Annotated in this window: 25 protein-coding genes, 4 tRNA genes and 1 riboswitch; of the genes, 10 read left to right on the forward strand and 19 right to left on the reverse strand. The window is 61.8% G+C overall.

Annotated features, from left to right (window positions below):
- Nucleotides 1-105: 105 nt before the first annotated feature.
- The 9 genes from PSH81_RS18205 to gltX form a co-directional block, all read right to left on the reverse strand.
- Nucleotides 106-1,065: a tRNA-dihydrouridine synthase gene (locus PSH81_RS18205; protein WP_226455106.1), complete on the reverse strand. Its 960-nt coding sequence runs from the start codon at nucleotides 1,063-1,065 to the stop codon at nucleotides 106-108.
- A 55-nt stretch (nucleotides 1,066-1,120) separates the two neighbouring features.
- The gene (locus PSH81_RS18210; protein ID WP_305391238.1) at nucleotides 1,121-1,555 is read right to left on the reverse strand and encodes a thioesterase family protein; all 435 of its coding nucleotides are present in this window, start codon (nucleotides 1,553-1,555) and stop codon (nucleotides 1,121-1,123) included.
- A gap of 38 nt (nucleotides 1,556-1,593) precedes the next feature.
- Nucleotides 1,594-2,427 (reverse strand): alpha/beta fold hydrolase, encoded by an 834-nt coding sequence (locus PSH81_RS18215; protein WP_192296848.1) that lies wholly within the window; start codon nucleotides 2,425-2,427, stop codon nucleotides 1,594-1,596.
- 15 nt (nucleotides 2,428-2,442) lie between these two features.
- Entirely contained in the window at nucleotides 2,443-2,982 is a 540-nt protein-coding gene (locus PSH81_RS18220) for a TetR/AcrR family transcriptional regulator (protein WP_192296849.1), read from the reverse strand.
- A 182-nt stretch (nucleotides 2,983-3,164) separates the two neighbouring features.
- Nucleotides 3,165-3,240 (reverse strand) — tRNA-Glu (locus PSH81_RS18225).
- Nucleotides 3,241-3,318: 78 nt separating this feature from the next.
- Nucleotides 3,319-3,394, reverse strand: a tRNA-Ala gene (locus PSH81_RS18230).
- Between the two features lie 50 nt (nucleotides 3,395-3,444).
- Nucleotides 3,445-3,520, reverse strand: a tRNA-Glu gene (locus PSH81_RS18235).
- A 79-nt stretch (nucleotides 3,521-3,599) separates the two neighbouring features.
- Nucleotides 3,600-3,675: transfer RNA gene (locus PSH81_RS18240), tRNA-Ala, on the reverse strand.
- A gap of 147 nt (nucleotides 3,676-3,822) precedes the next feature.
- Nucleotides 3,823-5,304, reverse strand: a complete 1,482-nt coding sequence (gltX, locus tag PSH81_RS18245; RefSeq protein ID WP_053128828.1) for a glutamate--tRNA ligase — start codon at nucleotides 5,302-5,304, stop codon at nucleotides 3,823-3,825.
- A 183-nt stretch (nucleotides 5,305-5,487) separates the two neighbouring features.
- On the opposite strand from gltX, the gene PSH81_RS18250 reads away from it, so the two are divergent.
- Complete coding sequence (locus PSH81_RS18250) at nucleotides 5,488-6,534, forward strand: HlyD family secretion protein (protein WP_226455103.1); 1,047 nt, start codon at nucleotides 5,488-5,490, stop codon at nucleotides 6,532-6,534.
- Nucleotides 6,535-6,583: 49 nt separating this feature from the next.
- On the forward strand, nucleotides 6,584-8,074 hold the full coding sequence (locus PSH81_RS18255; RefSeq protein WP_192297232.1) for an MDR family MFS transporter: 1,491 nt from the start codon (nucleotides 6,584-6,586) through the stop codon (nucleotides 8,072-8,074).
- Between the two features lie 121 nt (nucleotides 8,075-8,195).
- Here PSH81_RS18255 and uvrB read toward each other — a convergent pair whose 3' ends face one another.
- Entirely contained in the window at nucleotides 8,196-10,211 is a 2,016-nt protein-coding gene (gene uvrB, locus PSH81_RS18260) for an excinuclease ABC subunit UvrB (RefSeq protein ID WP_192296851.1), read from the reverse strand.
- A 343-nt stretch (nucleotides 10,212-10,554) separates the two neighbouring features.
- Between uvrB and PSH81_RS18265 the strand changes: the two genes are divergently transcribed.
- Together PSH81_RS18265 and PSH81_RS18270 are read left to right on the forward strand one after the other, a co-directional pair.
- On the forward strand, nucleotides 10,555-11,751 hold the full coding sequence (locus PSH81_RS18265; RefSeq protein WP_192296852.1) for an amino acid aminotransferase: 1,197 nt from the start codon (nucleotides 10,555-10,557) through the stop codon (nucleotides 11,749-11,751).
- A gap of 99 nt (nucleotides 11,752-11,850) precedes the next feature.
- Complete coding sequence (locus tag PSH81_RS18270; RefSeq protein ID WP_105524885.1) at nucleotides 11,851-12,060, forward strand: hypothetical protein; 210 nt, start codon at nucleotides 11,851-11,853, stop codon at nucleotides 12,058-12,060.
- Between the two features lie 105 nt (nucleotides 12,061-12,165).
- Here the strand turns inward: PSH81_RS18270 and PSH81_RS18275 are convergent, their stop codons facing one another.
- Complete coding sequence (locus PSH81_RS18275) at nucleotides 12,166-13,038, reverse strand: LysR family transcriptional regulator (RefSeq protein WP_305391239.1); 873 nt, start codon at nucleotides 13,036-13,038, stop codon at nucleotides 12,166-12,168.
- Nucleotides 13,039-13,141: 103 nt separating this feature from the next.
- Between PSH81_RS18275 and PSH81_RS18280 the strand changes: the two genes are divergently transcribed.
- Nucleotides 13,142-14,524: an aldehyde dehydrogenase family protein gene (locus PSH81_RS18280; RefSeq protein WP_305391240.1), complete on the forward strand. Its 1,383-nt coding sequence runs from the start codon at nucleotides 13,142-13,144 to the stop codon at nucleotides 14,522-14,524.
- A gap of 151 nt (nucleotides 14,525-14,675) precedes the next feature.
- Here the strand turns inward: PSH81_RS18280 and PSH81_RS18285 are convergent, their stop codons facing one another.
- Complete coding sequence (locus PSH81_RS18285; RefSeq protein WP_226455100.1) at nucleotides 14,676-15,119, reverse strand: hypothetical protein; 444 nt, start codon at nucleotides 15,117-15,119, stop codon at nucleotides 14,676-14,678.
- 70 nt (nucleotides 15,120-15,189) lie between these two features.
- A riboswitch (cobalamin riboswitch) is annotated at nucleotides 15,190-15,384 on the forward strand.
- 116 nt (nucleotides 15,385-15,500) lie between these two features.
- Between PSH81_RS18285 and PSH81_RS18290 the strand changes: the two genes are divergently transcribed.
- The 3 genes from PSH81_RS18290 to PSH81_RS18300 are packed head-to-tail and all read left to right on the forward strand — an operon-like array spanning nucleotide 15,501 to nucleotide 18,273.
- Nucleotides 15,501-16,511, forward strand: a complete 1,011-nt coding sequence (locus PSH81_RS18290) for an ABC transporter substrate-binding protein (protein ID WP_305391241.1) — start codon at nucleotides 15,501-15,503, stop codon at nucleotides 16,509-16,511.
- Nucleotides 16,508-17,512, forward strand: coding sequence for an iron ABC transporter permease (locus PSH81_RS18295; RefSeq protein ID WP_192296857.1), 1,005 nt, complete (start codon nucleotides 16,508-16,510; stop codon nucleotides 17,510-17,512). The genes PSH81_RS18290 and PSH81_RS18295 overlap by 4 nt, the downstream gene beginning before the upstream one ends.
- Nucleotides 17,509-18,273 (forward strand): ABC transporter ATP-binding protein, encoded by a 765-nt coding sequence (locus PSH81_RS18300; protein WP_305391242.1) that lies wholly within the window; start codon nucleotides 17,509-17,511, stop codon nucleotides 18,271-18,273. The genes PSH81_RS18295 and PSH81_RS18300 overlap by 4 nt, the downstream gene beginning before the upstream one ends.
- A 33-nt stretch (nucleotides 18,274-18,306) precedes the next feature.
- Here PSH81_RS18300 and PSH81_RS18305 read toward each other — a convergent pair whose 3' ends face one another.
- The 6 genes from PSH81_RS18305 to PSH81_RS18330 form a co-directional block, all read right to left on the reverse strand.
- A complete protein-coding gene (locus PSH81_RS18305; protein ID WP_305391243.1) occupies nucleotides 18,307-18,792 on the reverse strand; it encodes a GNAT family N-acetyltransferase in 486 nt (161 codons plus the stop codon).
- 2 nt (nucleotides 18,793-18,794) lie between these two features.
- The gene (locus PSH81_RS18310; RefSeq protein ID WP_305391244.1) at nucleotides 18,795-19,733 is read right to left on the reverse strand and encodes an alpha/beta hydrolase fold domain-containing protein; all 939 of its coding nucleotides are present in this window, start codon (nucleotides 19,731-19,733) and stop codon (nucleotides 18,795-18,797) included.
- Entirely contained in the window at nucleotides 19,733-20,173 is a 441-nt protein-coding gene (locus tag PSH81_RS18315; protein ID WP_305391245.1) for a TspO/MBR family protein, read from the reverse strand. Before PSH81_RS18315 ends, PSH81_RS18310 begins: the two co-directional genes overlap by 1 nt.
- A 130-nt stretch (nucleotides 20,174-20,303) precedes the next feature.
- Nucleotides 20,304-20,882 carry a nucleotidyltransferase family protein gene (locus tag PSH81_RS18320; protein WP_305391246.1) on the reverse strand — a complete coding sequence of 193 codons (579 nt, stop codon included), beginning with the start codon at nucleotides 20,880-20,882 and terminating at the stop codon, nucleotides 20,304-20,306.
- A gap of 37 nt (nucleotides 20,883-20,919) precedes the next feature.
- Nucleotides 20,920-21,219: a hypothetical protein gene (locus tag PSH81_RS18325; protein ID WP_305391247.1), complete on the reverse strand. Its 300-nt coding sequence runs from the start codon at nucleotides 21,217-21,219 to the stop codon at nucleotides 20,920-20,922.
- Between the two features lie 38 nt (nucleotides 21,220-21,257).
- The gene (locus PSH81_RS18330) at nucleotides 21,258-21,491 is read right to left on the reverse strand and encodes a hypothetical protein (RefSeq protein ID WP_305391248.1); all 234 of its coding nucleotides are present in this window, start codon (nucleotides 21,489-21,491) and stop codon (nucleotides 21,258-21,260) included.
- Between the two features lie 245 nt (nucleotides 21,492-21,736).
- Between PSH81_RS18330 and PSH81_RS18335 the strand changes: the two genes are divergently transcribed.
- Nucleotides 21,737-22,126, forward strand: coding sequence for a hypothetical protein (locus PSH81_RS18335; protein WP_305391249.1), 390 nt, complete (start codon nucleotides 21,737-21,739; stop codon nucleotides 22,124-22,126).
- Nucleotides 22,127-22,587: 461 nt separating this feature from the next.
- Nucleotides 22,588-22,827 carry a DUF6124 family protein gene (locus PSH81_RS18340; RefSeq protein ID WP_192296866.1) on the forward strand — a complete coding sequence of 80 codons (240 nt, stop codon included), beginning with the start codon at nucleotides 22,588-22,590 and terminating at the stop codon, nucleotides 22,825-22,827.
- 288 nt (nucleotides 22,828-23,115) lie between these two features.
- On the opposite strand, the gene PSH81_RS18345 is transcribed toward PSH81_RS18340, so the two are convergent.
- Nucleotides 23,116-24,489, reverse strand: a complete 1,374-nt coding sequence (locus PSH81_RS18345; protein WP_305391250.1) for an IS1182 family transposase — start codon at nucleotides 24,487-24,489, stop codon at nucleotides 23,116-23,118.
- Nucleotides 24,490-24,523 lie beyond the last annotated feature (34 nt).

A 24,523-nucleotide genomic window follows, 5' to 3' on the forward strand; every position in this document is an offset into this window, starting at 1 on the left:
GATATGCCCAGAAGTTCGTGGGATTTTGCCTTGCCCGGTTCCGGGGATCACGTTTCACAATAAGAAAAGGGCGCCGATGGCGCCCTTGCTGCAGATCTCTTCGCGTTATGCCGCCGCCGGATGGGGCATGCCCAACAGCCGGCTGACCTGCTCTAGATCGGTCTCTCGGCGCATCGCGGTGAACAGTTCAACCGCTTCAGGGTAGTTGCGCGTCAACATTGCCAGCCATTGTTTCAAACGGCCCGGCGCCTGGCGCTCGGTCAGCTGCGCCACCGATTGGGTCCAGAACTCCTGGAGCATGGGCTGCATCTGCGCCCAGGTCATCTCCACGACTTCTTCACCGGCCCGCGCTGCTGCAATCTGCCGCGCCAGGTCGGGCCGCGCCACCAGGCCACGGCCGAGCATGATGTCTTCGGCGCCGCTGACTTCGCGGCAACGCTTCCAGTCTTCAACGCTCCAGATGTCGCCGTTGGCAAACACCGGCACCTTGACCACATCCTGCACGCGCGGAATCCACTCCCAGTGCGCCGGCGGCTTGTAGCCGTCGGTCTTGGTCCGCGCATGCACCACGATATGCGCGGCGCCGCCTTCGGCCAGGGCCGTGGCGCAGACCAGGGCGCCATCCGGGCTGTCGAAACCCAGGCGCATCTTCGCGGTAACCGGGATGTGCGCGGGAACGGCGCGGCGTACGTGCTCGACGATCTGGTTGAGCAGCTCCGGCTCCTTGAGCAACACCGCGCCGCCACGGGACTTGTTGACCGTCTTGGCCGGGCAACCGAAGTTCAGGTCGATCACCTCGGAGCCCAACTCGGCAGCGAGCGCGGCGTTTTCCGCCAGGCACACCGGGTCGGAACCAAGCAACTGCACGCGCAGCGGCACGCCCGCCGCGGTGTGGGCACCGTGCAGCAGTTCGGGAGCAAGTTTGTGGAAATACGCCGGGGTGAGCAGGCGGTCGTTGACGCGGATGAATTCGGTCACGCACCAATCGATCCCACCCACGCGGGTCAACACGTCCCGCAGGATGTTGTCGACCAACCCCTCCATGGGCGCCAAAGCAATTTGCATGGAAAACACTCAACAAAAATCGTGGCGCAGTTTACTGGGTTTCCTGCGGCAACCGTTAACCCCCCGTCAGGGCGGGGCCATAACCGTCAAGAAACTCGGCGGGCATACGCTTGGGCTTGCCGCTGGACAGCTCGATGCAGACAAAGGTGGTGTGCGCCCTCAGCAGGGTCGCGCCGTCGCGGGGGCGGGCCAATTGGAAGCGGCGGGTCATTTTCAGGCGCTGGTCCCAGTCGACGATCCAGGTGGCCAGTTGCAGTTCGTCGCCTTCGTAGCCGGCGGCGAGGTAATCGATCTCGTGGCGCACCACCGCCATGGCGCGATCCAGCCTGCGGTATTCGGTGAGGTCCAGGCCCAGGCGCTGGGAATGGCGCCAGGCGCAGCGTTCCAGCCAGGACACGTAAACGGCATTGTTGGCGTGGCCCAGGCCGTCGATGTCTTCGGCGCCGACCTGCAGGTCGATGATAAACGGCGTTGCCAGATCCCAGCCCATGCCTTGCTCCAGTCGATTGATCTCGGCCGGGCAGTGTATCAGGCGGTTTGCCGCGCCTGTAGACGGCGGCCGGCCAACAGCGCCAGCACCGCGTCGGTCACCCGGGGGTCGGCCAGGACTTTCTGATGACCGCCCTGCTCCAGACGCAACAGGCGGCTGTCGAACCAGGCTTCGTGGATCGCCTGGGAGGCTTTGACGGGGACGAAGGTGTCGTCTTCGGCATGCACGATCAGGCCGGGGATGTTCATTTGGTAGTGGGCCACATCCAGATGCTTCAACGGCATGCCGAAGGTGTGTTCGACCTCCTGGATAAACGCCGAACGGGCCCGCGCCGGCAGGCCGACCATCTGGGTGAACCCTCGAAGCACATCAAGGAATCGCGACGGCGCGGCAATGCTTACCAGCGCTTCGGTACGCAGCCCCAGTTGCACCGCCAGCATCGCGCTGGCGCCGCCCATGGAGTGACCAATCACGGCGTGCAGCGGCGGCAACTCGGCCGCCGCCTCCAACATCGCGCGGGCGAACAGCAGCACATGGGCTTCACGCCCGGGCGAACGCCCGTGGGCGGGGCCGTCGAGGGCAATTACGGAATAACCGTCATTCACCAATGCGCTGATCAGGCTGGCGAACTGCGTGGGGCGCCCTTCCCAGCCATGCATCAACAGCACGGCGGGCCCTTGGCCCCAGCGCAACGCCGACAGGCCGAAACGCAGGGTGATGCGCTCTGATTGCGCCAGCAACGGCAACTCCCAGTCGCGTGGCGGCAGCTCGCGTGGCGTCATGAACGCACGTCGCATCTGGTTGGCCACGGTTTGCGGCGCCAGATGCCCCAGGGTGCCGTTGAAGCGACGAATCCAGGTCAGCGTGCCCATCCTTAGAACCCTCTTCTAGCGCACGGCCGACTTGGCGGCACGCAATACACGGTCAGACAATTCACCAGGGCCGAGGGCCCGCGCCAGGGCCAGGCCACCGATCATCAACGCCATGTCGGCCAGGGCCTTGTCGGTGTCTTCGGGGCTGGCGGCCAATTGGGCGGCCATCAGCTCACAGTGCTCGTTCAGCGCCTGGCGGAATTCATCCGGCAGGCGGCTCATTTCGCCGACGGTCGCCGGGATCGGACAGGCCTGAACGGTGGAATCGCGGTGTTTGCGCGACAGGTAAAACGCCGCCACAAGGCCTCGGCGCTCTTCACCGGTCAACAGCGCATCCATATCGTCAATGGCCGCACGACGCTTGGCCAGCAATTGAGTGAATGCCTCCAGCATCAGCGCGTCCTTGCTTTCGAAGTGCGCGTAAAAACCACCGACGGTGAGCCCCGCTGCCCCCATCACTTCACCGACACTCGGCTCGGCCGGGCCACGCTGGATCAACGCCGCGCTGGCCGCCTGCAAAATGCGTTCGCGGGTTTGTGCTTTTTTATCGCTCATCAAAGCCTCCGGTCTCATGGGTTGAATATTATTACCATAATAATATTTGGCAAGCGACCGACATGACCATTGGTCTGAAGAGGAAGTAGGAAGGGAGTAAGAGAATTGGCCAAACGCCAGACAAACAAAAGGGCCATTCAATAATTGAATGACCCTTAAAAATCCCGCAGAGCGGGTAATCGTGGCGTCCCCTAGGGGACTCGAACCCCTGTTACCGCCGTGAAAGGGCGGTGTCCTAGGCCACTAGACGAAGGGGACACAAACCTTCTGTACAACTGATCAGGCTGAGACTGATCGATCCAAGGACGGTGTGGCCGGAACCTTGGAACTGTAAATTGGTGGAGCTAAACGGGATCGAACCGTTGACCTCTTGCATGCCATGCAAGCGCTCTCCCAGCTGAGCTATAGCCCCGGATTTTTCGTCTCGCGACGCAGCAGACCTTGCGAACTGCTTGTTGAAACTGGCGTCCCCTAGGGGACTCGAACCCCTGTTACCGCCGTGAAAGGGCGGTGTCCTAGGCCACTAGACGAAGGGGACAAAACCTTCTGTACAACATGATCAGCGCTGAGAACTGATCGATTCAAGGACGGTGTGGCCAGACCTTGAACCTGTAAATTGGTGGAGCTAAACGGGATCGAACCGTTGACCTCTTGCATGCCATGCAAGCGCTCTCCCAGCTGAGCTATAGCCCCTCATCGGTGAGGACGGGGCGAATCTTAATGGCGGTTTGGAAGTGTGTCAAATTTATTTTCAACAATTTCCAAAGTTTTTTGCCGGGATAACAATCACTTACCGGCGAAACCCCGGAAAACCTGGGTTTCGCCGTTGCAGCAGGCTGATTAAGCGATAGCGCCCAACAGCTTTTCCCACTCTTTGTTTTCTTTCTTCGACACACCACCAAGCAAATCAAGGGCTTGGCGCAGACGGAAACGCGTGAGGTCCGGGCCGAGAATTTCCATCGCATCCAGCACCGATACCGAACTGGCCTGCCCGGTGATCGCGGCAAACATCAGCGGCATGGCATCGCGCAATTTCAATTCGAGGGATTCCACCACCGCCTGGATCGTCGCGGTGATCGCGTCCTTCTCCCATTGGCGCAGGCTTTCCAGCTTCCACAGGATCAACTGCATCAACTGGCGCACCTGATCGCCCGAGAGCTTCTTGGATTCGAACAACTTGGCATCCGGGTTCACGCCACCGGCAAAGAAGAAGCTGGCCAACGGTGCGACCTGGCTGAACGTCTCCACCCTGCCCTGCACCAGCGGTGCGATCTTCATCATGTACTCGGGGTTCAACGCCCACTGCTGCACGCGGCTGGCGAACTCTTCCACCGGCAGGTCACGCAACCATTGGCCGTTGAGCCACGACAGTTTCTCGATGTCGAAGATTGGCCCCCCCAAGGACACGCGGGACAGGTCAAAATTGTCGACCATTTCCTGCAGCGAGAACTTCTCGCGCTCGTCCGGCATCGACCAGCCCATGCGGCCCAGGTAGTTGAGCATCGCTTCCGGCATGAAGCCCATGCGCTCGTAGAACGTCACCGAGGTCGGGTTCTTGCGCTTGGACAGCTTGCTCTTGTCCGGGTTACGCAACAGCGGCATGTAGCACAGTTGCGGTTGTTCCCAGCCGAAGTACTCGTAGAGCAGGATCAGCTTAGGCGCCGACGGCAGCCATTCTTCACCGCGCAGCACGTGGGTGATGCCCATCAGGTGGTCGTCGACCACGTTGGCCAGGAAGTACGTCGGCAGGCCGTCGGTCTTCATCAGCACTTGCATGTCCATGCGATCCCACGGGATCTCGACGTCACCGCGCAGCATGTCCGGCACCACGCACACGCCTTCGCTCGGCACCTTCATGCGGATCACATGGGGCTCGCCGGCCGCCAGGCGCTGGGCCACTTCTTCTTTCGACAGCAGCAGCGCGCGGCCGTCGTAACGCGGGGTTTCGCCACGCGCCTGTTGCTCGGCACGCATCTGGTCCAGCTCTTCGGCGGTGCAGAAGCATGGGAACGCGTGCCCCATGTCGACCAGTTGCTGGGTGTACTGCTTGTAGATGTCGCTGCGCTCGCTCTGGCGATACGGGCCGTGGGGACCACCGACGTCCGGGCCCTCGGCCCAGGTAATGCCCAACCAGCGCAGGGCATCGAAAATCTGCTGCTCCGACTCACGGGTCGAGCGCAGTTGGTCGGTGTCTTCGATCCGCAGGATGAATTCACCACCGTGCTGCTTGGCAAAGCAGTAGTTGAACAAGGCGATGTAGGCAGTGCCGACGTGGGGATCCCCAGTAGGCGATGGCGCGATGCGCGTGCGGACGGTGGTCATGGCGGGTCTCGAATTGGCGATAAAACTGGAATTGAAACAAGGCGCGAATGGTAACAGCCCTCGGCACTTGGGCTCCAGCAGAAGGGCATTTAGGCCAAGCTTCGGTCTGGAGGCCAGTCATGGCTATTGGACAGATGCTTGGCTGGCTATATTCCATTACCTCTTGTTACAGACACCTCGCCCATGCCAGCCCCACTGAAACGCCGACTGTTTATCTTCGTGTGCCTCGTAGTCCTGATCGGCCTGGGCTTCTTCGCCCAGTGGTTCTTCAAGGGCCGCTTCTATGAAAGCACCGACAACGCCTATGTGCAGGGTGAGATCACCCGCGTGTCCAGCCAGCTCGGCGCCCGCATCGTCGAGGTCAAGGTCGGCGATAACGAACACGTACAAAAAGGCCAGCTCCTGGTACAGCTCGAAGCCGACGACTTCCACCTCGCCGTCGACCGCGCCAACGCCGCCCTGGCCATGCGCGAGGCCGAACGCACCCAGGCACAAAGCAAACTCACCCAGCAAGCCAGCCTGATCGCCGCCGGCGCGGCCAAAGTCGCGTCAAGCCAGGCCAGCCTCGGCCGCTCGCAGATCGACCTGTCCCGCGCACAAACCCTGCGCAAGCCCGGCTACGTCTCGGAAGAACGCGTGACCACCCTCTCCGCCGACAACCACATCGCCCGCTCCCAGGTGACCATGGCCCAGGCCGACCTGCAGGGCCAGCGCCAGCAGGTCAACGCCCTCAACGCCGAGATCAAGCGCCTCGACGCGCTGATCGCCAACGCCAGGACTGACCTGGCCCAGGCCGAACTCAACCTCACCCGCAGCGAGATCCACGCGCCGATCAGCGGCCTGGTGGGCCAGCGCGCCGCACGCAACGGCCAGTACGTACAGGCCGGCGCCTACCTGCTGTCGATCGTCCCCGACCAAGACATCTGGATCCAGGCCAACTTCAAGGAAACCCAGATCGGCCACATGCAGCCCGGGCAAAAGGCCAAGCTGACCTTCGACGCCTACCCCGACACGCCCATCGAGGCCCGGGTCGACAGCCTGTTCGCCGCCTCCGGTGCGCAGTTCAGCCTGTTGCCGCCGGACAATGCCACGGGCAACTTCACCAAAGTCGTACAGCGCATCCCGGTAAAACTGACCTTCGCCACGGATAACCCGCTGCACGGCAAGATCCGTCCCGGGATGTCCGTGACCGTCAAAGTGAACATCAAAGACCAGCCCGATGGCCGGTGATCAACTGCTGCGCCCGCTCGGCGAACCGACCCGGCGCGACTGGATCGCGGTGATGAGCGTGATGCTCGGCGCGTTCATGGCGGTGCTCGACATCCAGATCACCAACTCGTCGCTCAAGGACATCCAGGGCGCGCTGTCAGCCACCCTGGAAGAAGGCTCGTGGATTTCCACGTCTTACCTTGTAGCCGAAATCATCATGATCCCCCTCACCGCCTGGCTGGTGCAGTTGCTCTCGGCGCGGCGGCTGGCGGTCTGGGTGTCGGTGGGGTTCCTGATCGCCTCGTTGATGTGCTCCATGGCCTGGAGCCTGGAAAGCATGATCGTGTTCCGCGCCCTGCAAGGCTTTACCGGCGGTGCGCTGATCCCGCTGGCGTTCACCCTTACCCTGATCAAGCTACCCGAACACCACCGCGCCAAAGGCATGGCCATGTTCGCCATGACCGCCACCTTCGCGCCCTCCATTGGCCCGACCATCGGCGGCTGGCTCACGGAAAACTGGGGGTGGGAATACATCTTCTACATCAACGTGCCACCGGGCCTGCTGATGATCGCCGGGCTGCTCTATGGCCTGGAAAAAAAGGCCTCGAACTGGGACCTGCTGAAGAGCACCGACTACCTGGGCATCGCCACCCTGGCGGTGGGCCTCGGCTGCTTGCAGGTGTTTCTGGAGGAAGGCCACCGCAAGGACTGGCTTGAGTCGAACCTGATCGTCAGCCTCGGCAGCATCGCCCTGCTCAGCCTGATCACCTTTGTCATCGTGCAACTGTCCAAACCCAACCCACTGATCAACCTGGGCATCCTCGCCAACCGCAACTTTGGCCTGTCGAGCATTGCCAGCATTGGCATGGGCGTCGGCCTGTACGGCTCGATCTACCTGCTGCCGCTGTACCTGGCGCAGATCCAGAACTACAACGCCTTACAGATCGGCGAAGTGATCATGTGGATGGGCGTGCCCCAGCTGTTTCTGATTCCGCTGGTGCCCAAGCTGATGAAGTACGTGTCGCCCAAATGGCTATGCACTGTAGGATTCGGCCTGTTCGGCCTGGCGAGTTTTTCCTCGGGGGTGCTCAACCCGGACTTCGCCGGCAGCCAGTTCAACCAGATCCAGATCATCCGCGCCCTGGGGCAGCCGCTGATCATGGTAACCATCTCGCTGATCGCCACCGCCTACATCCTGCCCCAGGACGCAGGCTCGGCGTCGAGCCTGTTCAACATCCTGCGCAACCTGGGCGGCGCCATCGGCATTGCATTGCTGGCGACGCTGCTGGATGCGCGCACCAAGACCTATTTCGATTATTTGCGCGAGGCGATCGTGCCGACCAACCCGCAGGTGGCGGAGCGACTGGCAACACTGGCGCAGCAGTTCGGCAGCGACACCGCAGCGCTGGGCAAGCTCAGCGAGATCGCGCACCAGCAGGCGCAGATCATGGCCTACAACGATGCGTTTCACTTTGTCGGGTTGGCGCTGGGGGTCAGTATGGTCGCGGTGTTGTTGACCAAGGCGTTGCCGGCGGGGTTGAAGGCTGGGGAGAGTCATTGAGACCGTGGTGCCGCTTTCGCGAGCAAGCCCGCTCCCACACTTGACCGCATTTCAACGTTAGAACACGGTCAAGTGTGGGAGCGGGCTTGCTCGCGAAGAGGCCAGTACCGTCAGCGCAAAATCAAACCGCCAACAACCGCTCGCGCAACTTGCCAATCTCATCGCGCGTCTGCGCCGCCGCTTCAAACTCCAGATCCCGCGCCAACTGGTACATTTTCTCTTCCAACTGGCGAATACGCTTGGTGATCTCGCTCGGCGAGCGCAGTTCGTTCTCGTACTTGGCGCTTTCCTCGGCCGCCTTGGCCATGCCTTTGCGCTTCTTGCTGCGCGAACCCGGTACGACAGCGCCTTCCATAATGTCGGCAACGTCCTTGAACACGCCCTTGGGCGTAATGCCATTGGCCAGGTTAAAGGCAATCTGCTTGTCGCGACGGCGCTCGGTCTCACCAATCGCGCGCTCCATGGAGCCGGTGATGCGGTCGGCATAGAGAATCGCGCGGCCATTGAGGTTACGCGCGGCACGCCCGATGGTCTGGATCAGCGAACGCTCGGAGCGCAGGAAGCCCTCCTTGTCCGCGTCGAGGATCGCCACCAGCGACACTTCCGGCATGTCCAAACCTTCACGCAGCAGGTTGATCCCCACCAGCACGTCAAAGGTGCCCAGGCGCAGGTCGCGGATGATCTCCACGCGCTCCACGGTGTCGATGTCCGAGTGCAGGTAACGCACGCGTACGCCGTGGTCGGCAAGGTAGTCGGTCAAGTCTTCGGACATGCGCTTGGTCAGCGTGGTGACCAGCACCCGCTCTTCCAGCGCGACGCGTTTGTGGATTTCCGAGAGCAAGTCATCAACCTGGGTCAGCGCCGGGCGGATTTCGATTTCCGGGTCGACCAGGCCGGTCGGACGCACCAACTGCTCGATCACGCGGCCGGCATGCTCAGCCTCGTAGTTGCCCGGCGTCGCCGATACAAAAATCGTCTGCGGGCTGATGGCTTCCCACTCGTCAAACCGCATCGGCCGGTTGTCCAGCGCCGAAGGCAGGCGGAAACCGTATTCCACCAGCGTTTCTTTACGCGAACGGTCGCCCTTATACATCGCGCCGACCTGCGGCACGCTGACGTGGGATTCGTCGATCACCAGCAGCGCATCGTCCGGCAGGTAGTCATACAGCGTCGGCGGCGGCGCGCCAGAATCGCGGCCCGAGAGGTAGCGCGAGTAGTTTTCGATGCCGTTGCAGTAGCCCAACTCCAGGATCATCTCCAGGTCGAAGCGCGTGCGTTGCTCCAGGCGCTGGGCTTCCACCAGCTTGTTGTTGGCGCGCAGGTAGTCGAGACGCTCGGCCAGCTCCACCTTGATGTGCTCAACGGCGTCCAGCAAGGTTTCACGCGGCGTAACGTAGTGGCTTTTCGGATAGAAGGTGAAGCGTGGCAACTTGCGGATCACTTCGCCGGTCAACGGGTCGAAGGCCGACAGGCTTTCGACTTCATCGTCGAACAGTTCGATGCGGATCGCTTCCAGGTCGGACTCGGCCGGGTACACGTCGATCACATCGCCGCGCACGCGGAAGGTGGCGCGGGCGAAATCCATGTCGTTGCGGGTGTACTGCAAGCTCGTCAGTCGGCGCAGCACTTCGCGCTGGTCGAGTTTGTCGCCCCGGTCGATATGCAGCACCATCTTCAGGTAGCTTTCCGGGCTGCCCAGGCCGTAGATGCACGACACCGTGGTGACGATGATCGCGTCCTTGCGCTCCAGCAGCGCCTTGGTCGCCGACAAGCGCATCTGTTCGATGTGGTCGTTGATAGACGCATCTTTCTCGATGAAGGTGTCCGACGACGGCACGTAGGCTTCAGGCTGGTAGTAGTCGTAGTAGGAAACGAAGTACTCCACCGCGTTGTTCGGGAAGAACGCCTTGAACTCGCCGTAAAGCTGCGCGGCCAGGGTCTTGTTCGGTGCCAGCACCAGGGTCGGGCGATTGATCTGCGCGATCACGTTGGCGATGCTGAAGGTCTTGCCCGAACCGGTCACCCCGAGCAGCGTCTGGTGCGCCAGGCCGGCCTCGATGCCTTCGACCATCTGGCGAATCGCCTCGGGTTGATCGCCGGCGGGCTCGAAGCGGGTGACGAGTTGGAAATCCGACATAACGTACCTCTTGAAGTCACCCCAGACTGTAAACCCGTCGGGAACGAAAAAGACCACCACCCGCGAATATTCAGAGCGGGCAGCAGGAAAAAACCATGATAGCCGTAGAAGTGGTGGCGAATGTGACGGGTTTCAAGGCAATCGTCCTGCATGCCGCTGTCGATCTGCGTTGCAATAAGACTAACGGTCGGCAAATAAACCGAAAAACTTGGCCGAAAAGCCGTTTCGGTTGTCGCTCTCAGCCGTGATGGCCTCTATACTAGCTCCCCGTTTGTGCACCGCTCTAGTGCATTCGGCTGGAGCGCGACACGTCCCTCCCTTCCCCCATAGAGCTGCCGCAAAAATGAGCCTGTTCTCCGCTGTCGAAATGGCACCACGCGATCCTATCCTGGGCCTCAACGAAGCATTCAACGCCGACACTCGAACCACCAAGGTCAACCTTGGCGTAGGCGTTTACTGCAACGAGGAGGGGAAGATTCCACTCTTGCGTGCCGTTGCCGAAGCGGAAGCCATTCGCGTGGCGCAACACGCTGCCCGTGGCTACTTGCCAATCGACGGCATCGCGGCCTACGACAAGGCCGTGCAGACCCTGCTGTTTGGTGCTGAGTCGCCACTGCTGAACGCTGGCCGTGTCACCACCGTGCAAGCGGTTGGCGGCACCGGCGCGCTGAAAATCGGTGCTGATTTCCTCAAGCAACTGCTGCCAGGCGCCGTCGTCGCCATCAGCGACCCAAGCTGGGAAAACCACCGCGCCCTGTTCGAAACCGCCGGTTTCCCGGTGCAGAACTACCGCTACTACGACGCCGCCACCCATGACGTAAACCGTGCCGGCCTGCTCGAAGACCTCAACGCCCTGCCGCCGCAGTCCATCGTGGTGCTGCACGCCTGCTGCCACAACCCGACCGGCGTCGACCTGACCCCGGCCGACTGGCAGAACGTGCTGGACGTGGTCAAGGCCAAGCGCCTCGTACCGTTCCTCGACATGGCCTACCAGGGCTTTGGCGATGGCATCCACGAAGACGCCGCGGCCGTGCGCCTGTTCGCCGAGTCCGGTCTGACCTTCTTTGTGTCCAGCTCGTTCTCCAAGTCGTTCTCCCTGTACGGCGAACGTGTGGGCGCGCTGTCCATCGTCGGCGAATCCAAGGAAGAAAGCGCGCGCATCCTGTCCCAGGTCAAGCGTGTGATCCGCACCAACTACTCCAACCCGCCAACCCACGGCGCCGCGATTGTAGCTGCCGTGCTGAACAGTCCTGAGCTGCGCGCGCAGTGGGAAGCCGAACTGGCTGAAATGCGCCTGCGCATTCGTGGGATGCGTGAGCAGATGGTGTCGGAACTGGCCAAGGCTGCACCGGGCCATGACTTCAGCTTCGTCGGCCGCCAGCGTGGGATGTTCTCCTACTCCGGCCTGACCGTTGAGCAAGTCACCCGCCTGCGCACCGAGTTCGGCATCTACGCCCTCGACACCGGCCGCATCTGCGTGGCGGCGTTGAACCAGTCGAACATCGACGCAGTCACAAAGGCAATCGTCCAGGTCCTGTAAGCCTGGAGCCGTTGCACAGAAGGGGAAGCCGCTGGCTTCCCCTTTTTCGTATCCAGCCCCTAGACTGAACCTTGCCCGCCCCTTTGCTGTGAGAACCTTATGAGAAACGACGACCTGGACCTGCGTGCCGACCGCGACGAGCTGGATGACTATGTGCCCCGCGCGCCGCAACCCAAGCGCCAGAAGAGCCTGGTGTTGCAGGTAGCGCTAGGGGTGTTCCTCGGTGGCTTGGCGTTGTGGCTGGTGCAACTGGGGGCCACGGCACTGATGGCCAAGCTCGCCATGGGCACCCTGCAATTTGGCGGCTGACACCGATCAAACTGTGGGAGCTGGCTTGCCTGCGATGGCCTCTACTCGGTCATGCAGGACGATCGCGTCGCCTGCATCGCAGGCAAGCCAGCTCCCACACCTGATCTATGTTGGCTCTAGAACGCGCTCTTGCAGCAGCTTCACAAAGCTGTTGAGGCTCTGCGACACCGTGCCCCGCCGCCAGATCAGCCAGGTGTGCAGCAGCCGGAATTTGTCCGTCAACGGCCACACACTCACCGCCGTAAACCCCGGCATGCTTTCCAACATGCTGCGCGGCATCAGCGCCAAGCCCGCACCGGCGCTGACGCAAGCCAACATGCCGTGATACGACTCGATCTCGAAAATCTTCCCCGGCACCGCACCGTCCTGGGAAAACCAACGTTCGAAATGATGCCGGTACGAGCAGTTCGAGCGGAACGTGTAGATATTCTCGCCATTCACATCCTGGCCCCGGGTGATGGGCGCGTGATGCAGCGGCGCGATCACCACCATTTCCTCCTCAAACACCGCCACGCCTTCGAGGGTCGCGTGCAACACCGGCCCATCGACAAACGCCGCCGCCAGGCGTCCCGATAGCACGCCTTCAATCATGGTGCCCGACGGTCCGGTGCTCAGGTCCAGCTCGACCTTGGTGTGTTTCTGGTTATACGCCGCGAGCAACGCCGGGATGCGCACCGCCGCCGTACTCTCCAGCGAGCCCAGGGCAAACGCACCCTGGGGCTCCTCCCCCGCCACCGTGGCGCGGGCCTCCTGCACCAGATCGAGAATGCGCCGCGCATAACCGAGGAAATTCCAGCCGGCCGGTGACAAGCGCAGGCGGCTTTTCTCGCGGATGAACAATTCCACGCCCAGGTCCTGCTCCAATTGCTTGATGCGGGTGGTCAGGTTCGACGGCACCCGATGAATCAACTGCGCGGCGGCGCTGATGCTGCCTTGCTCGGCAACGGCCTTGAAGATTTCCAGCTGCACCAGATCCAAGTCATTCTCCAATCGTGAATGTATTGCTCAATATTATTCAGTTTCCAGAAAAGAACCAGCCCCGTAACCTGAACTCAACTTATCCCTTGCGCAGGACGGTGCCATGAACGCGACTACCCACGCCCTCTCGATTAACCCGGCCAACGGCGAAACGGTCGGCAGCTACTCGTATGAAAGCGAGTCGCAGCTGAACGCCGCCCTCGACCGTGCCACCGCGGCCTTCCGCACCTGGCGCCACCAGCCGCTCAGCCAGCGCGCCGAACGGCTGCTGGCCCTGGCCGCCGCCCTGCGCGAACAAGCCGAAGAGATGGCGCAGATGATCACCCTGGAAATGGGCAAGCCCATCGCCCAGGCCCGCGCCGAAATCGAAAAATGCGCCAAGCTCAGTGACTGGTACGCCGCCCAGGGCCCGGCCATGCTCGCCCCGGAGCCGACCCTGGTGGACAACGGCAGCGCCCATATCGAATACCGCCCACTGGGCCCGATCCTCGCGGTGATGCCGTGGAACTTCCCGGTCTGGCAAGTGCTGCGCGGCGCCGTGCCGACAATGCTCGCCGGCAACACCTACGTGCTCAAGCACGCGCCGAACGTGATGGGCAGCGCCTACCTGATGCAGCAGGCATTCAAAAAAGCCGGCTTTGCTGAAGGCCTGTTCGAAGTGATCAACGTGACGACCGACGGCGTATCCAAAGCCATCGCCGACCCGCGCATCGCCGCCGTCACCCTCACCGGCAGCGTGCGCGCCGGTATGGCCATCGGCTCCCAGGCCGGTGCCGCGCTGAAAAAGTGTGTGCTGGAACTGGGCGGCTCCGACCCGTTCATCGTGCTCAACGACGCCGACCTTGACGCCGCGGTGCAAGCCGCCGTGATTGGCCGCTTCCAGAACAGCGGGCAAGTCTGCGCAGCTGCCAAGCGTCTGATCATCGAAGCCGGCGTGGCCGAAGCCTTTACCGCAAAATTCCTCGCAGCCAGCCGTGCCCTGGTGATGGGCGACCCGACATCCGCCGCCACGTACATCGGCCCGATGGCCCGCTTCGACCTGCGCGACGAGCTGCACGGCCAGGTCCAGGCGACTCTTGAAGAAGGCGCGACCCTGCTACTGGGCGGCCATAAAGTCGCCGGTGCCGGCAACTACTATGAGCCGACCGTACTGGCAGGCGTCACCGACCAGATGACCTCGTTCAAACAGGAACTGTTCGGCCCGGTAGCCTCGATCATCACCGCCCGCGACGCCGACCACGCGGTAGCGCTGGCGAATGACAGCGAGTTCGGCCTGACCGCGAGCATCTTCACCACCGACGCGGCGAAGGCGCGGGATATAGCCAACCGCCTGGAAACCGGCGGGATTTTCGTCAACGCCTTCAGCGTGTCCGACCCTCGGGTGGCGTTTGGCGGGATCAAGAAAAGCGGCTTTGGCCGTGAACTGTCACACTTCGGCGTGCGGGAATTCTGCAACGCGCAGACCGTGTGGCTGGACCGCAAATAACCCCCGGCCGGGCTGACACCCTTGCCCCGCGCTGGGTGGCGAAGCCGCCCCAAATCCAGACAACCCGGTGTATCAGAAAGACCGAGGTGCCTGGGTTTGGGGCGGCTTCGCCACCCAGCGCGGGGCAAGCCCGCTCACTACAGACCGGTGGTCACTGGGTATTGATGAAGTGAAATTGCGCCCGGGCCTGTTCAACCGCGTGGCGCACTTTGTCCTGCTGCGCCTCACTGCCCGCGTAGTAGATATTCATCCCCTGCAAACCGAGGCCTTCGCAGGCGTTCTCAACAACCGCCACGTCGATTGAACTGCGCGCCCCAATGATCAAGAACCCACTGTCGCCCAGGCGCTGGGCGTTGAGCAGTTCTTGCCTGAGTTGGCCGGCATTCGCGCCGCCGCCCAGGACAGTCGCCAGCATGTCGCCGATCACACCATGGCTGGCGATCTTGACGCTGTGCAAACGCACCTTGTTGGCGCCGGCAGGCAGCGACATGACATGGGCAGTGGCGGCCTCGTCGAAAATCTGCGATTCGCTTTTACCCTGGGTCGCACAACCGGCGAGCAGGGTGATCAGGGCGAGGGCGACTAAACGTTTCACTGTATTTTCCTTGTATGGGGCGGTTCCGTGGCCGCGCATCATAAGAGACACGCGCCCTCACGTCCAAGATCGACTACCATACCGCGCCGGTTCCCCAACGGGACTAATAGGGAATCCGAAGCGCGGCCACCCGCGCCAATCGGAACTGCCCCCGCAACTGTAGGTGCTGAGCCTGCTCCCCACTGCCACTGGACGCTGTCCGGGAAGGCCGGAGCGTGGCGATGACGCATCAGTCAGGAGACCTGCCGGCCAAGCGTTATCACCAACCGGCGGGGTGTCCGGGAAGGGCATCCCTGGCCTGCCGGACCGGCAGCGTTCATGGCTGTATTTCCACTACCGTACCGCCCCAGCTCCCTGTACGGTCCCAACGGAGATTGCCCCATGCTGCCACGCATTACCGCCCTGCTCACCGGCCTGAGTGTTTGTGCCCTGGCCCACGCCGCGCCGACTGACTACCCGCTGACCCTGGAAAACTGCGGCAGCACCCTCACCTTCCAGCAAGCGCCGGCGCGCAGCGTGACCATTGGCCAAGCCGCCACCGAGATGCTTTATGCGTTGGGCGTGGGCGACAAAGTGGTCGGCACCTCACTGTGGTTCAACAGTGTGCTGCCGCAGTTCAAGGCACAGAACGAGCGCATCGAACGCCTGGCCAACAATGAGCCGAGCTTCGAAGCCGTGATCGCCAAGCGCCCGCAGTTGGTGGCCGCCGAGCTGGAATGGGTGGTCGGCGCACAAGGCGTGGTCGGCACCCGTGAGCAATTCCACGAACTGCAGATCCCCACCTACCTGCTGCCCTCCGACTGCGAAGGCAAGGACAACCTGGTGGGCGCCGACGGCACGCGGCTGGAGCCGTTCCGCATCGAGACCATCTACAAAAGCATCAGCCAACTGGCGGCGATCTTCGATGTGCAGGACCGCGGTCAACAGCTGAACGGCGAACTCAAGGCGCGCCTGGCCAAGTCCGTCGCCACCGTGCAGAGCAAGGGCCTCAAGCAGGCCAGCGCACTGGTGTGGTTCTCCAGCGCCGAGCTGGCCAGCGACCCGTATGTCGCCGGGCACAAGGGCATTCCCGAATTCATGCTGCAAACCCTCGGCCTGCGCAACGTGGTGCAGTCCGATGAAGAATGGCCCGCCGTGGGCTGGGAAACCATCGCCAAGGCCAACCCGACCTTCCTCGTCATCGCCCGCATGGACCGCCGCCGCTACCCTGCCGACGACCATGAAAAGAAACTCGCCTTCCTGCGCAGCGACCCGGTCACCCGCAACATGGATGCGGTAAAAAACAACCGCATCATCATCCTCGACGCCCTGGCGTTGCAGGCCAGCATCCGCATGTTCGACGGCCTTGAGCAACTGGCCACGGCCATCGACGGCTACGACCTGCCGAAATGATTCGTGCCCTCCTCGCCCTGGCCCTACTCCTGGCCGCCGTGCTCGCCGGCGTGGCCATCGGCGAAACCGCCATCTCGCCGCAGGTCGTACTTCAGGTGCTGGCCAATAAACTGTGGGGCGCCGGCTACGTGCTCGACCCCATCGACGAAGGCGTAGTGTGGAACTACCGCCTGACCCGCGCGCTGGTCGCCGCCGCCTGCGGTGCCGGGCTGGCGACCTGCGGGGTGATCCTGCAATCGCTGCTGCGCAATCCGCTGGCCGATCCGTACCTGCTGGGCATCAGCGCCGGCGCCTCGACAGGTGCGGTGCTGGTGGCGCTGATCGGGGTGGGCGGCGGCTTGATTTCATTGTCGGCTGGCGCGTTTGTCGGCGCGATGGCGGCGTTTGCGCTGGTGATTTTATTGGCGCGGGCCAGCGGCTCGTCCAGCGGCACCGGGCAGATCATCCTCGCTGGCATTGCCGGTTCGCAGCTGTTCAACGCACTCACCGCATTCCTCATCACCAAATCCGCCAGCTCCGAACAGGCGCGCGGCATCATGTTCTGGCTGCTGGGCAACCTCAGCGGCGTGCGCTGGCCGTCGGTGTGGCTGGCGGTGCCGGTGGCGCTGGTGGGGTTGGCGGTGTGCCTGTGGCATCGCCGGGCGCTGGATGCGTTCACCTTTGGCACAGATTCGGCGGCGTCCCTGGGCATCCCGGTGCGCCGCGTGCAATTTGTGCTGGTGGGTTGCGCGGCGTTGGTGACGGCGGTGATGGTGTCGATTGTCGGCTCCATCGGCTTTGTCGGCTTGGTGATCCCCCATGCCGTGCGCCTGCTGCTCGGCACCGGGCATTCGCGCCTGCTGCCGGCCAGCGCGTTGGGGGGGGCGTTGTTCCTGATTGCCGCGGATGTGCTGTCGCGCACCTTGATCAAGGGCCAGGTGATCCCGGTGGGTGTGGTGACCGCGCTGGTAGGCGCGCCGGTGTTTGCGCTGATCCTGATCGGCCGGAGGAATGCGCGATGAGCGTGCTCAGTTGCCGTGGCCTGGGCTTCAGGGTGCGCGAAGCCGAGTTGCTGCGCGACATTCACCTGGACGTGGAGCTGGGCGAGACCCTCGGTATCGTCGGGCCGAACGGTTCCGGCAAATCCACCCTGCTCAAGCTGCTCGCCGGGTTGCGTACCCCGGCGCGTGGCGACGTGCTGCTGGGCGGCCAGCGCCTCGGGCAGCTGTCGCGCCGCAGCATCGCGCAACAGTTGGCCGTGGTAGAGCAACAGGCCGACACCGATGACGCCATCCGCGTGTTCGACGCCGTGGCCCTGGGCCGCACGCCGTGGCTGTCGGCGCTGAGCCCGTGGTCGGATGCAGACGACGCCATCGTGCGCCAAGCCCTGCACGACGTGGACGCCACCCACCTGGCCCAACGCGCCTGGCGCAGCCTTTCCGGCGGCGAGCGCCAACGCGTGCACATCGCCCGCGCCCTGGCGCAACGGCCGCAGATCCTGTTGCTGGATGAGCCGACCAATCACCTGGATATTCAGCATCAACTGGCGATCTTGAAAGGCGTGCAAGCGCTGCCGGTGACGACGCTGATTGCCCTGCATGACCTGAACCAGGCGCTGACCTGTGATCGCCTGGCGGTGCTGGACCACGGGCGATTGGTGGCGCTGGGCAAGCCGCTGGAAGTGCTGACGCCGCAGCGTTTGCAAGACACATTCGGGGTGCAGGCGCACTACCTCACAGACCCGTTCGACGGCGCGCAGATACTGCGGCTGCGTTCCAACTAAACACGGGGAGTCCAGTGGTGCTTCTTCAGGCCACTACAGCAGCCGCTGCATGTGCGTGGTCTGCCACACCGGATCAGCTTCCACGTCCACCACCGCAAACCCCTGCCGCCGCCAAAACTCAATCGCACCCGGCAGAAACGGATGGGTGTGCAGGTACATCACCTCCACCCCCTGCGCGTGCGCCAGCGCCTCCAGCGCACGGTACAACTCCCTCGCCAATCCAGAACGGCGGAACGCTGGCAGCACAAACAGGCGCACCACTTCCACCGTCCGGCGCCCCTGGTAATCCAACTGGGGAAAACGCCCGTCATAGGGCAAGTAGCCAATCGCGGCAACAATTTCGTCGCCAGCGCGGGCGATCAAAAACCGGCCGCTGCCTTGCACGTAAACCGCCTCGAACTGTGCAAGATCGTTCGGCATACCTGCATCGCTGAGCTTGGGAAACAGCTCGCCACGGGCGTGCAGCACAAAGGCCAGTACCTCGGGAATAGCCGGCGTATCAACCGGCTGGATCAGCATTGTCACGGTTCACCCACGGCGCTTACCGCCTGAATCCGTTGCAGAATCCACGCCCGGCTGTGCTCCAGCACCGCCGCTCCCACCCCCAGCGGAAAATGAATAAACCCATGCGCCGCTTCGGGCACCAGGTACGCCTCAGTCCCAGGCCAGCGCTCGGCGATCAACAGCGTGTCGTCTTTAAGCGGGTCCAACGTGCCCACCCACATCAACGCCGGCGGTAACCCGTTGAAGTCGCCATACAGCGGTGACAATGGCGCCTGCCGACGTTCTTCATCGCTCAACCCCGGCGTCAGCAAGCGCAACGCCTCGACCATGCCCGGCCCGTCCAGCAACAAGGTGTGCGGCCCCGCCGCGCGTACGCTGGGCGTGCCGCTCAAATCGTAAACGCCGTAGTACAACAGCGCGCCGCACACCCGTTGGAGCAGCTCTGGTGATTGCTTCAGCGCCAGCAACGTCGCTGCCGCCAGATGCCCGCCGGCCGATTCGCCGACAACGACCACCGGCAACCCGGCAAACTCCTCGGCGCTGAGCAACCAACGCGCCGCCGCCAGGCAATCGTCCATCAAGCCTGCCACCGGCGTGTCCACCGCCAGCCGGTAGTCCACCGACACCACCGCGACGTCGCAGGCATTGACCATGCCCAGGTTGAGATCGTCGTCCATCTGCGCGTTGCCGATCACCCAGCCGCCGCCGTGAATATCCAGCACCACGCCCTTGGGTTTGCCGACTGGCCGCAGAATACGCACGGGGACGTTGCCGGCGAGCCGGGTTTGCGCCACGGGCGAGCGCTTGAACACCTGACCGGCGCGCAACAGCGCCTGGATCAAGCGCGGCGTCACACGGTTGCGGATCTTGAAGCGCGGCAGCCACGCGAGCTTTTTGTTGAAACGGCGCATTTCGGCCAGCTGGGGTTCGCTGGCAGGCCATGGTTTATAGGGCATCAGCGGTTACTGCGCAGGATCGAGAAGTTCAGCGCCGCCGCCACACACAGCCACGCCAGGTAGGGGAACAGGATCAACCCGGTGATCAGATCCAGACGCACCGCCAGCACCACCATCGTCGCCACGGTCAGCCACAACACCGCCAGGATCACCATCCCGGCCAGGATGCGATGCGCGCCGAAGAACACCGGCGTCCACAACGTATTCAACGCAATCTGCGCCGCCCACAACGCCAACACCACCTGGCTGTCCGGGATCAGGCTGAGGCGATAACCGGCCCAGGCCAGCAGCAGATAAATCAGCGTCCACGCCACCGGGAACAGCCAGTTGGGCGGCGTGAAGCTGGGCTTGACGAGGGATTCGTACCACGCGCCGGGCTTGAACAGCAGGCCGGTACTGGCGGCGGCGACGCAGGCGAGCAGGAAGATGAAGAAAGTCATGGTCGGTCCTTGGCTGGGCATTTCAACTTGGACGGGCAGCACAGGGGTAAAAGTTCACGCCCCCTTCAAACACCCGCTTGCGCCGCGCCGGGTGGCGCAGCCGCCCCACCCCAGACACCGCGTTATCCCGTCAAACCGTGTCGGCAGGGTTTGGTTCCAGGATCTTGAGCCAGGGCCAGCGGGCCTGATAACTCAGCGCCTTCTGGGCAAACAACTGCGGCTCCGGGTGATGGGGATTGATCCGCAACACCCCCTGCTCGACATCTTCCAACCCATACGGCGCATACACCTCGCCCGTCGCCACGTCCAAGCCAATGCACGTGCCCGCCACCAGGTAACGATCAATCCCCTGTCTGGCGGTGTGCAATTGCGGGTAAGGCCGCCCAAACCGCTGGCCATACCAAAGATGCACCCGCGCCTGGTTCCTCACCTCGACATTCACACCCAGGTCGTCGAACAACCGCTGCGCCGCACGTATGACCTTGTCCTCAGCCTCGTAGGAAAGGTCCGTATCAAAGTAAAAAACGTCGTAGTCCTTCACCCCATGCCCAGCAGGCCGGTTCGCCTGATGGTTCCACACCGCCTGGAACAAGCAGCCGGCGGTGAGCAAACACTGATCCAACCCCAGCGTCGGCAAACGCGCGGCGATCTCGGCATTGATGGGGTTGGCCATGGCCAATTCGAGCAAGCGGTCGACGGTCAATGTCATGTGTATTCCCTTCAAACCATGTGTCGCGCCACGCCCTTCAATTCACTCCAGGGTAGGACTCCACATATTGAATGGTGAAGTCCGGATACGAATCGACAATCTGGATCTTGTAATCGGGAAACGAACTCACCGTCTGCCATTTTCCAACGGAGTCAGGGTAAATACTCACCTGTTGCACTTTGAGGTCAGGGTATTGATTCACGACCTTGACCTTGTAGTCGGGGTAGCTGTCGACGAACTGGATCTTGCCGTAAATCCTCGAGACATCCACCGAAGACGCGGCCGAAACGCAGAGAGGGGAAATCAGCAGCAGTGACGCGACAACAGCTTTAAACATGAGCATTTCATCCTGAAATATGAAGCGTCCACGGGCTATCAGCCCTTCAACTCACTGGCCCGGTGGCTCGCCGCGTCATCGTAAGCCACGTACAGCGACTCGGCGACCTGGCTTTTGATGGCTTTGGTCGACTCCAGCCCCAACACAAAACCTTCCGCCTTGCCGCCGGCACGGTTGAGTTCTTCGTGGGTCGATGCACCGGTGATGGCGTCGAGGAGCTTGCTGGCGTGGGGGCCGACGCCTTTGGGCAGGCTGATCTGGTCGATGGACATGGGCGATACCTTGAAAAAGAGAGGTCGGTAGCGCGTGGAACAGCTGCCGGGGGCGACATGGTAGACCTATCTGCCCAGCGCTTTGGGAAATATCTCCTCCGGCGCGAGTACAGCGTCAGCTCTTACCTACCGACCAGACTTTTCCTAAATGAAGCCAGGAAGCGTCCGACTGTACTTCAAAAAACCAGATCATCAGGGTAACTGCGCGATAAGTGCGCGTTTACTTTGTACGAGAGAACTCAGCCATGACCACGGAGGAATTTTGGAACTCATGGCTAGCAATCTGGTTTTTGGCTGGCCCATTGCTGCTCGAAATCGTAAGTGTTGGGTACAGCCTGCACCTAAGTCACCGGCACTTGAGCGCCATGAAAGACGCGCTGAAAAATAGCCGTTATATCTATCTTTGGGGACCGAGTTTGGGAAAGCGCGGTTTAATTTGGTCGCTTCTTGAAATGGCAAAAATCACAGGGATGATAATGATGCCAAGAACGTATATCCGCATTGGCGACCTAAATGCAGCCGATCACGAAAAGTTTCCCCCTCACCTCAAGCGCCTGCTCAAAATCCATCTAGCGATGATAATTGTTACTGGTGTTTGGCTAGCGATAATCTTCGTGCTTTTAAAATTCAGGTAATTAGAACGGGCCTCACCCGAGGCCCGCGGGCGGAATTCAATTTCAGAAAGTGGCTACAAAAGGGCTGGCCGGAACCTACAGCGATGGCCTAAAAACTCGGCCGTTGCGCCAATCAACTGCGCAGTTCAACCCAAGATAAATCCCAAAGCCATCCGGCACCTTGCTCCGTTGCCTACGCCTGCGTCAGAATCCGCCGGCTTGTGCGCTGGAGTGGCGAAATCTAAGGTTGCGCGGTCGCTGAATTTCTCGGTGATCGGGTTTAGTAGCCTGATGGTTTATCCAAACAATGTGCACAAGCTTCATCAATCAGACGCTACCGTCTGCATTTGATGGCGGCTGTGCGCAGGGCGCCCTCGGGCGCGCCGGCTTTCGTTTGGATTCCCCGGTCTACTAACCTGCGTACAGCTGCCACCCTTTTGTTTAGTAGCTGAAGGATGGTTGCCCTAAACAGGAATGCAAACATGCTTAAAGGCTCGTCAGATCAGACTGCTCTCTTCTACGTTGCGCCAAGCGCCAGCAACGAAGCCCTCATTACCAACAGCTATGAAACCTTCACCTCGGTCAGCACCCTGCTGCTCGACCTTTCCGAAGAGTTGAACGGCAAGCAGCGCGACATCGCGCTGGCCATTCATCAGCTGAGTGAATTGGGCGTGCTACTCACCGCCAAGCTTTTGGACCGCGAGACGCCTTGTTCCGGATGAGCATTTGCCATTCGGGGTGCTAATTCGACTGGAAGCGGAATTGGAGGGTTGAAAAAGGGACGGGTTGTTTTTCAGGACATTAATTAATTCCGTGCCCTTTTTCCAGATTGGGGAAGACTGCTTTCGGCCGATTCTGTTGAAAAAGTCGGATTTTCAGCTGGCCTGAACTCAGGCACGGCTACCACCAGAGAACCTACTCACCACATTGAGTGGTTTTTCGGCCCTTCGTTGACCTTTGCGGCTCGGTTATTGGGTTAATTTGAGGTTTTCTGCTTGGTGCAGGCGCACCTATCCCGTGACCGGTGGCCCTTGCGGTAAAAGTTTGGCCAGCCGGCGCAGGTTCTGCACCGCGGCGGCCAGCGTGAACTCATCGGTGGCGCCACTCATGCCACGTAGTCGCAAGCGATCCAATTTCAAGATGCGCTTGAGGTGGGCAAACAACATTTCGACCTTCTTGCGTTCGTGGCGAGAGCGCACGTACTCCGGTGTCGCTGCAATGCGCCGAGCCACATCCCGCACGGCTTCATGGACGCTGCGAGCGATCTTGCGAAACGTAGTGTTCGGGCAGCACTGGGCTTTCATCGGGCAGTTCGCGCAGTCGGTTTGCCGGGATCGGAAGATGATGGTGTTGGCTTTGGTGACGTGCGAACGCTCATTCTTGAAGGCTCGCCATTCGCTGCGCAATGCGTTGCCGGCGGGGCAGCGGTATTCCTCAGCCTCCTCATTCCAGTGGAAGTCCTTGCTCGAAAAGCTGTCGTTCTTGCGCTCGGTTTTGTCCCAAACCGGCACATGCGGTTCGATGTCTTTCTCCTCCACCATCCAGGCCAGCATCGGCGCGGTTCCGTAAGCGGTGTCGCCAATCAGGCGTTCCGGCTTGATGTCGAACTGCGCTTCGACGCGGTCGATCATGGTCTTGGTGCTCTCGACCTCCGCCGTGCGATGAGCCGGTGTGGGCTCCACATCCACGATGACGCCGTGCTCGGTATCGATCAGATAGTTCGTGGAATAGGCGTAGAACGCTGGGCCACCTGGAGCTGCGGTCCAGCGGGCTTGAGGATCCGTCAGCGATAGGCGCTTCGGTAGCGTTTCGGCCAGAGCCTCCTCATCGAGTGCCTCAAGGTACTCTCGCACGGCGCGGCTGCTCAGGGACGGATCGCTCCAGTTGACTGGCTCATCACCCGGTACGCCGCGTTGCCGACTCGCATCCGCTTTGATGATGCTGGCGTCCACGGCAAAGCCTTCGCCTTTGACCAGGCCTGCGTCCATGCAGCGACGCAGCACTTCATTGAACAACCAGCGAAACAGATCGCTGTCCCGAAAACGGCCGTGTCGATTCTTGGAGAAGGTCGAGTGATTGGGGACTTCATCTTCAAGGCTCAACCGGCAGAACCAGCGATACGCCAGGTTCAAATGAGCCTCTTCGCACAGTCGCCGCTCAGAGCGGATGCCATAGCAGTAGCCGACGATCAGCATGCGGATCATTAGCTCAGGATCAATCGAAGGGCGTCCAATCGGGCTATAGAAATCGGCGAGGTAATGGCGCAGGTCGCTCAGATCGAGACACTGATCAATGCTGCGCAGTAGGTGATTGGTTGGGATGTGATCTTCGAGATTGAACGAGTAAAACAGCCGTTCCTGTCCACTCGATAACTGTCCCATCATGCTGCGTGCTTCCCTGCTGGCCGATGTGAAGATT

This window comes from Pseudomonas sp. FP2335 (genome assembly GCF_030687535.1).
Lineage (GTDB): Bacteria > Pseudomonadota > Gammaproteobacteria > Pseudomonadales > Pseudomonadaceae > Aquipseudomonas.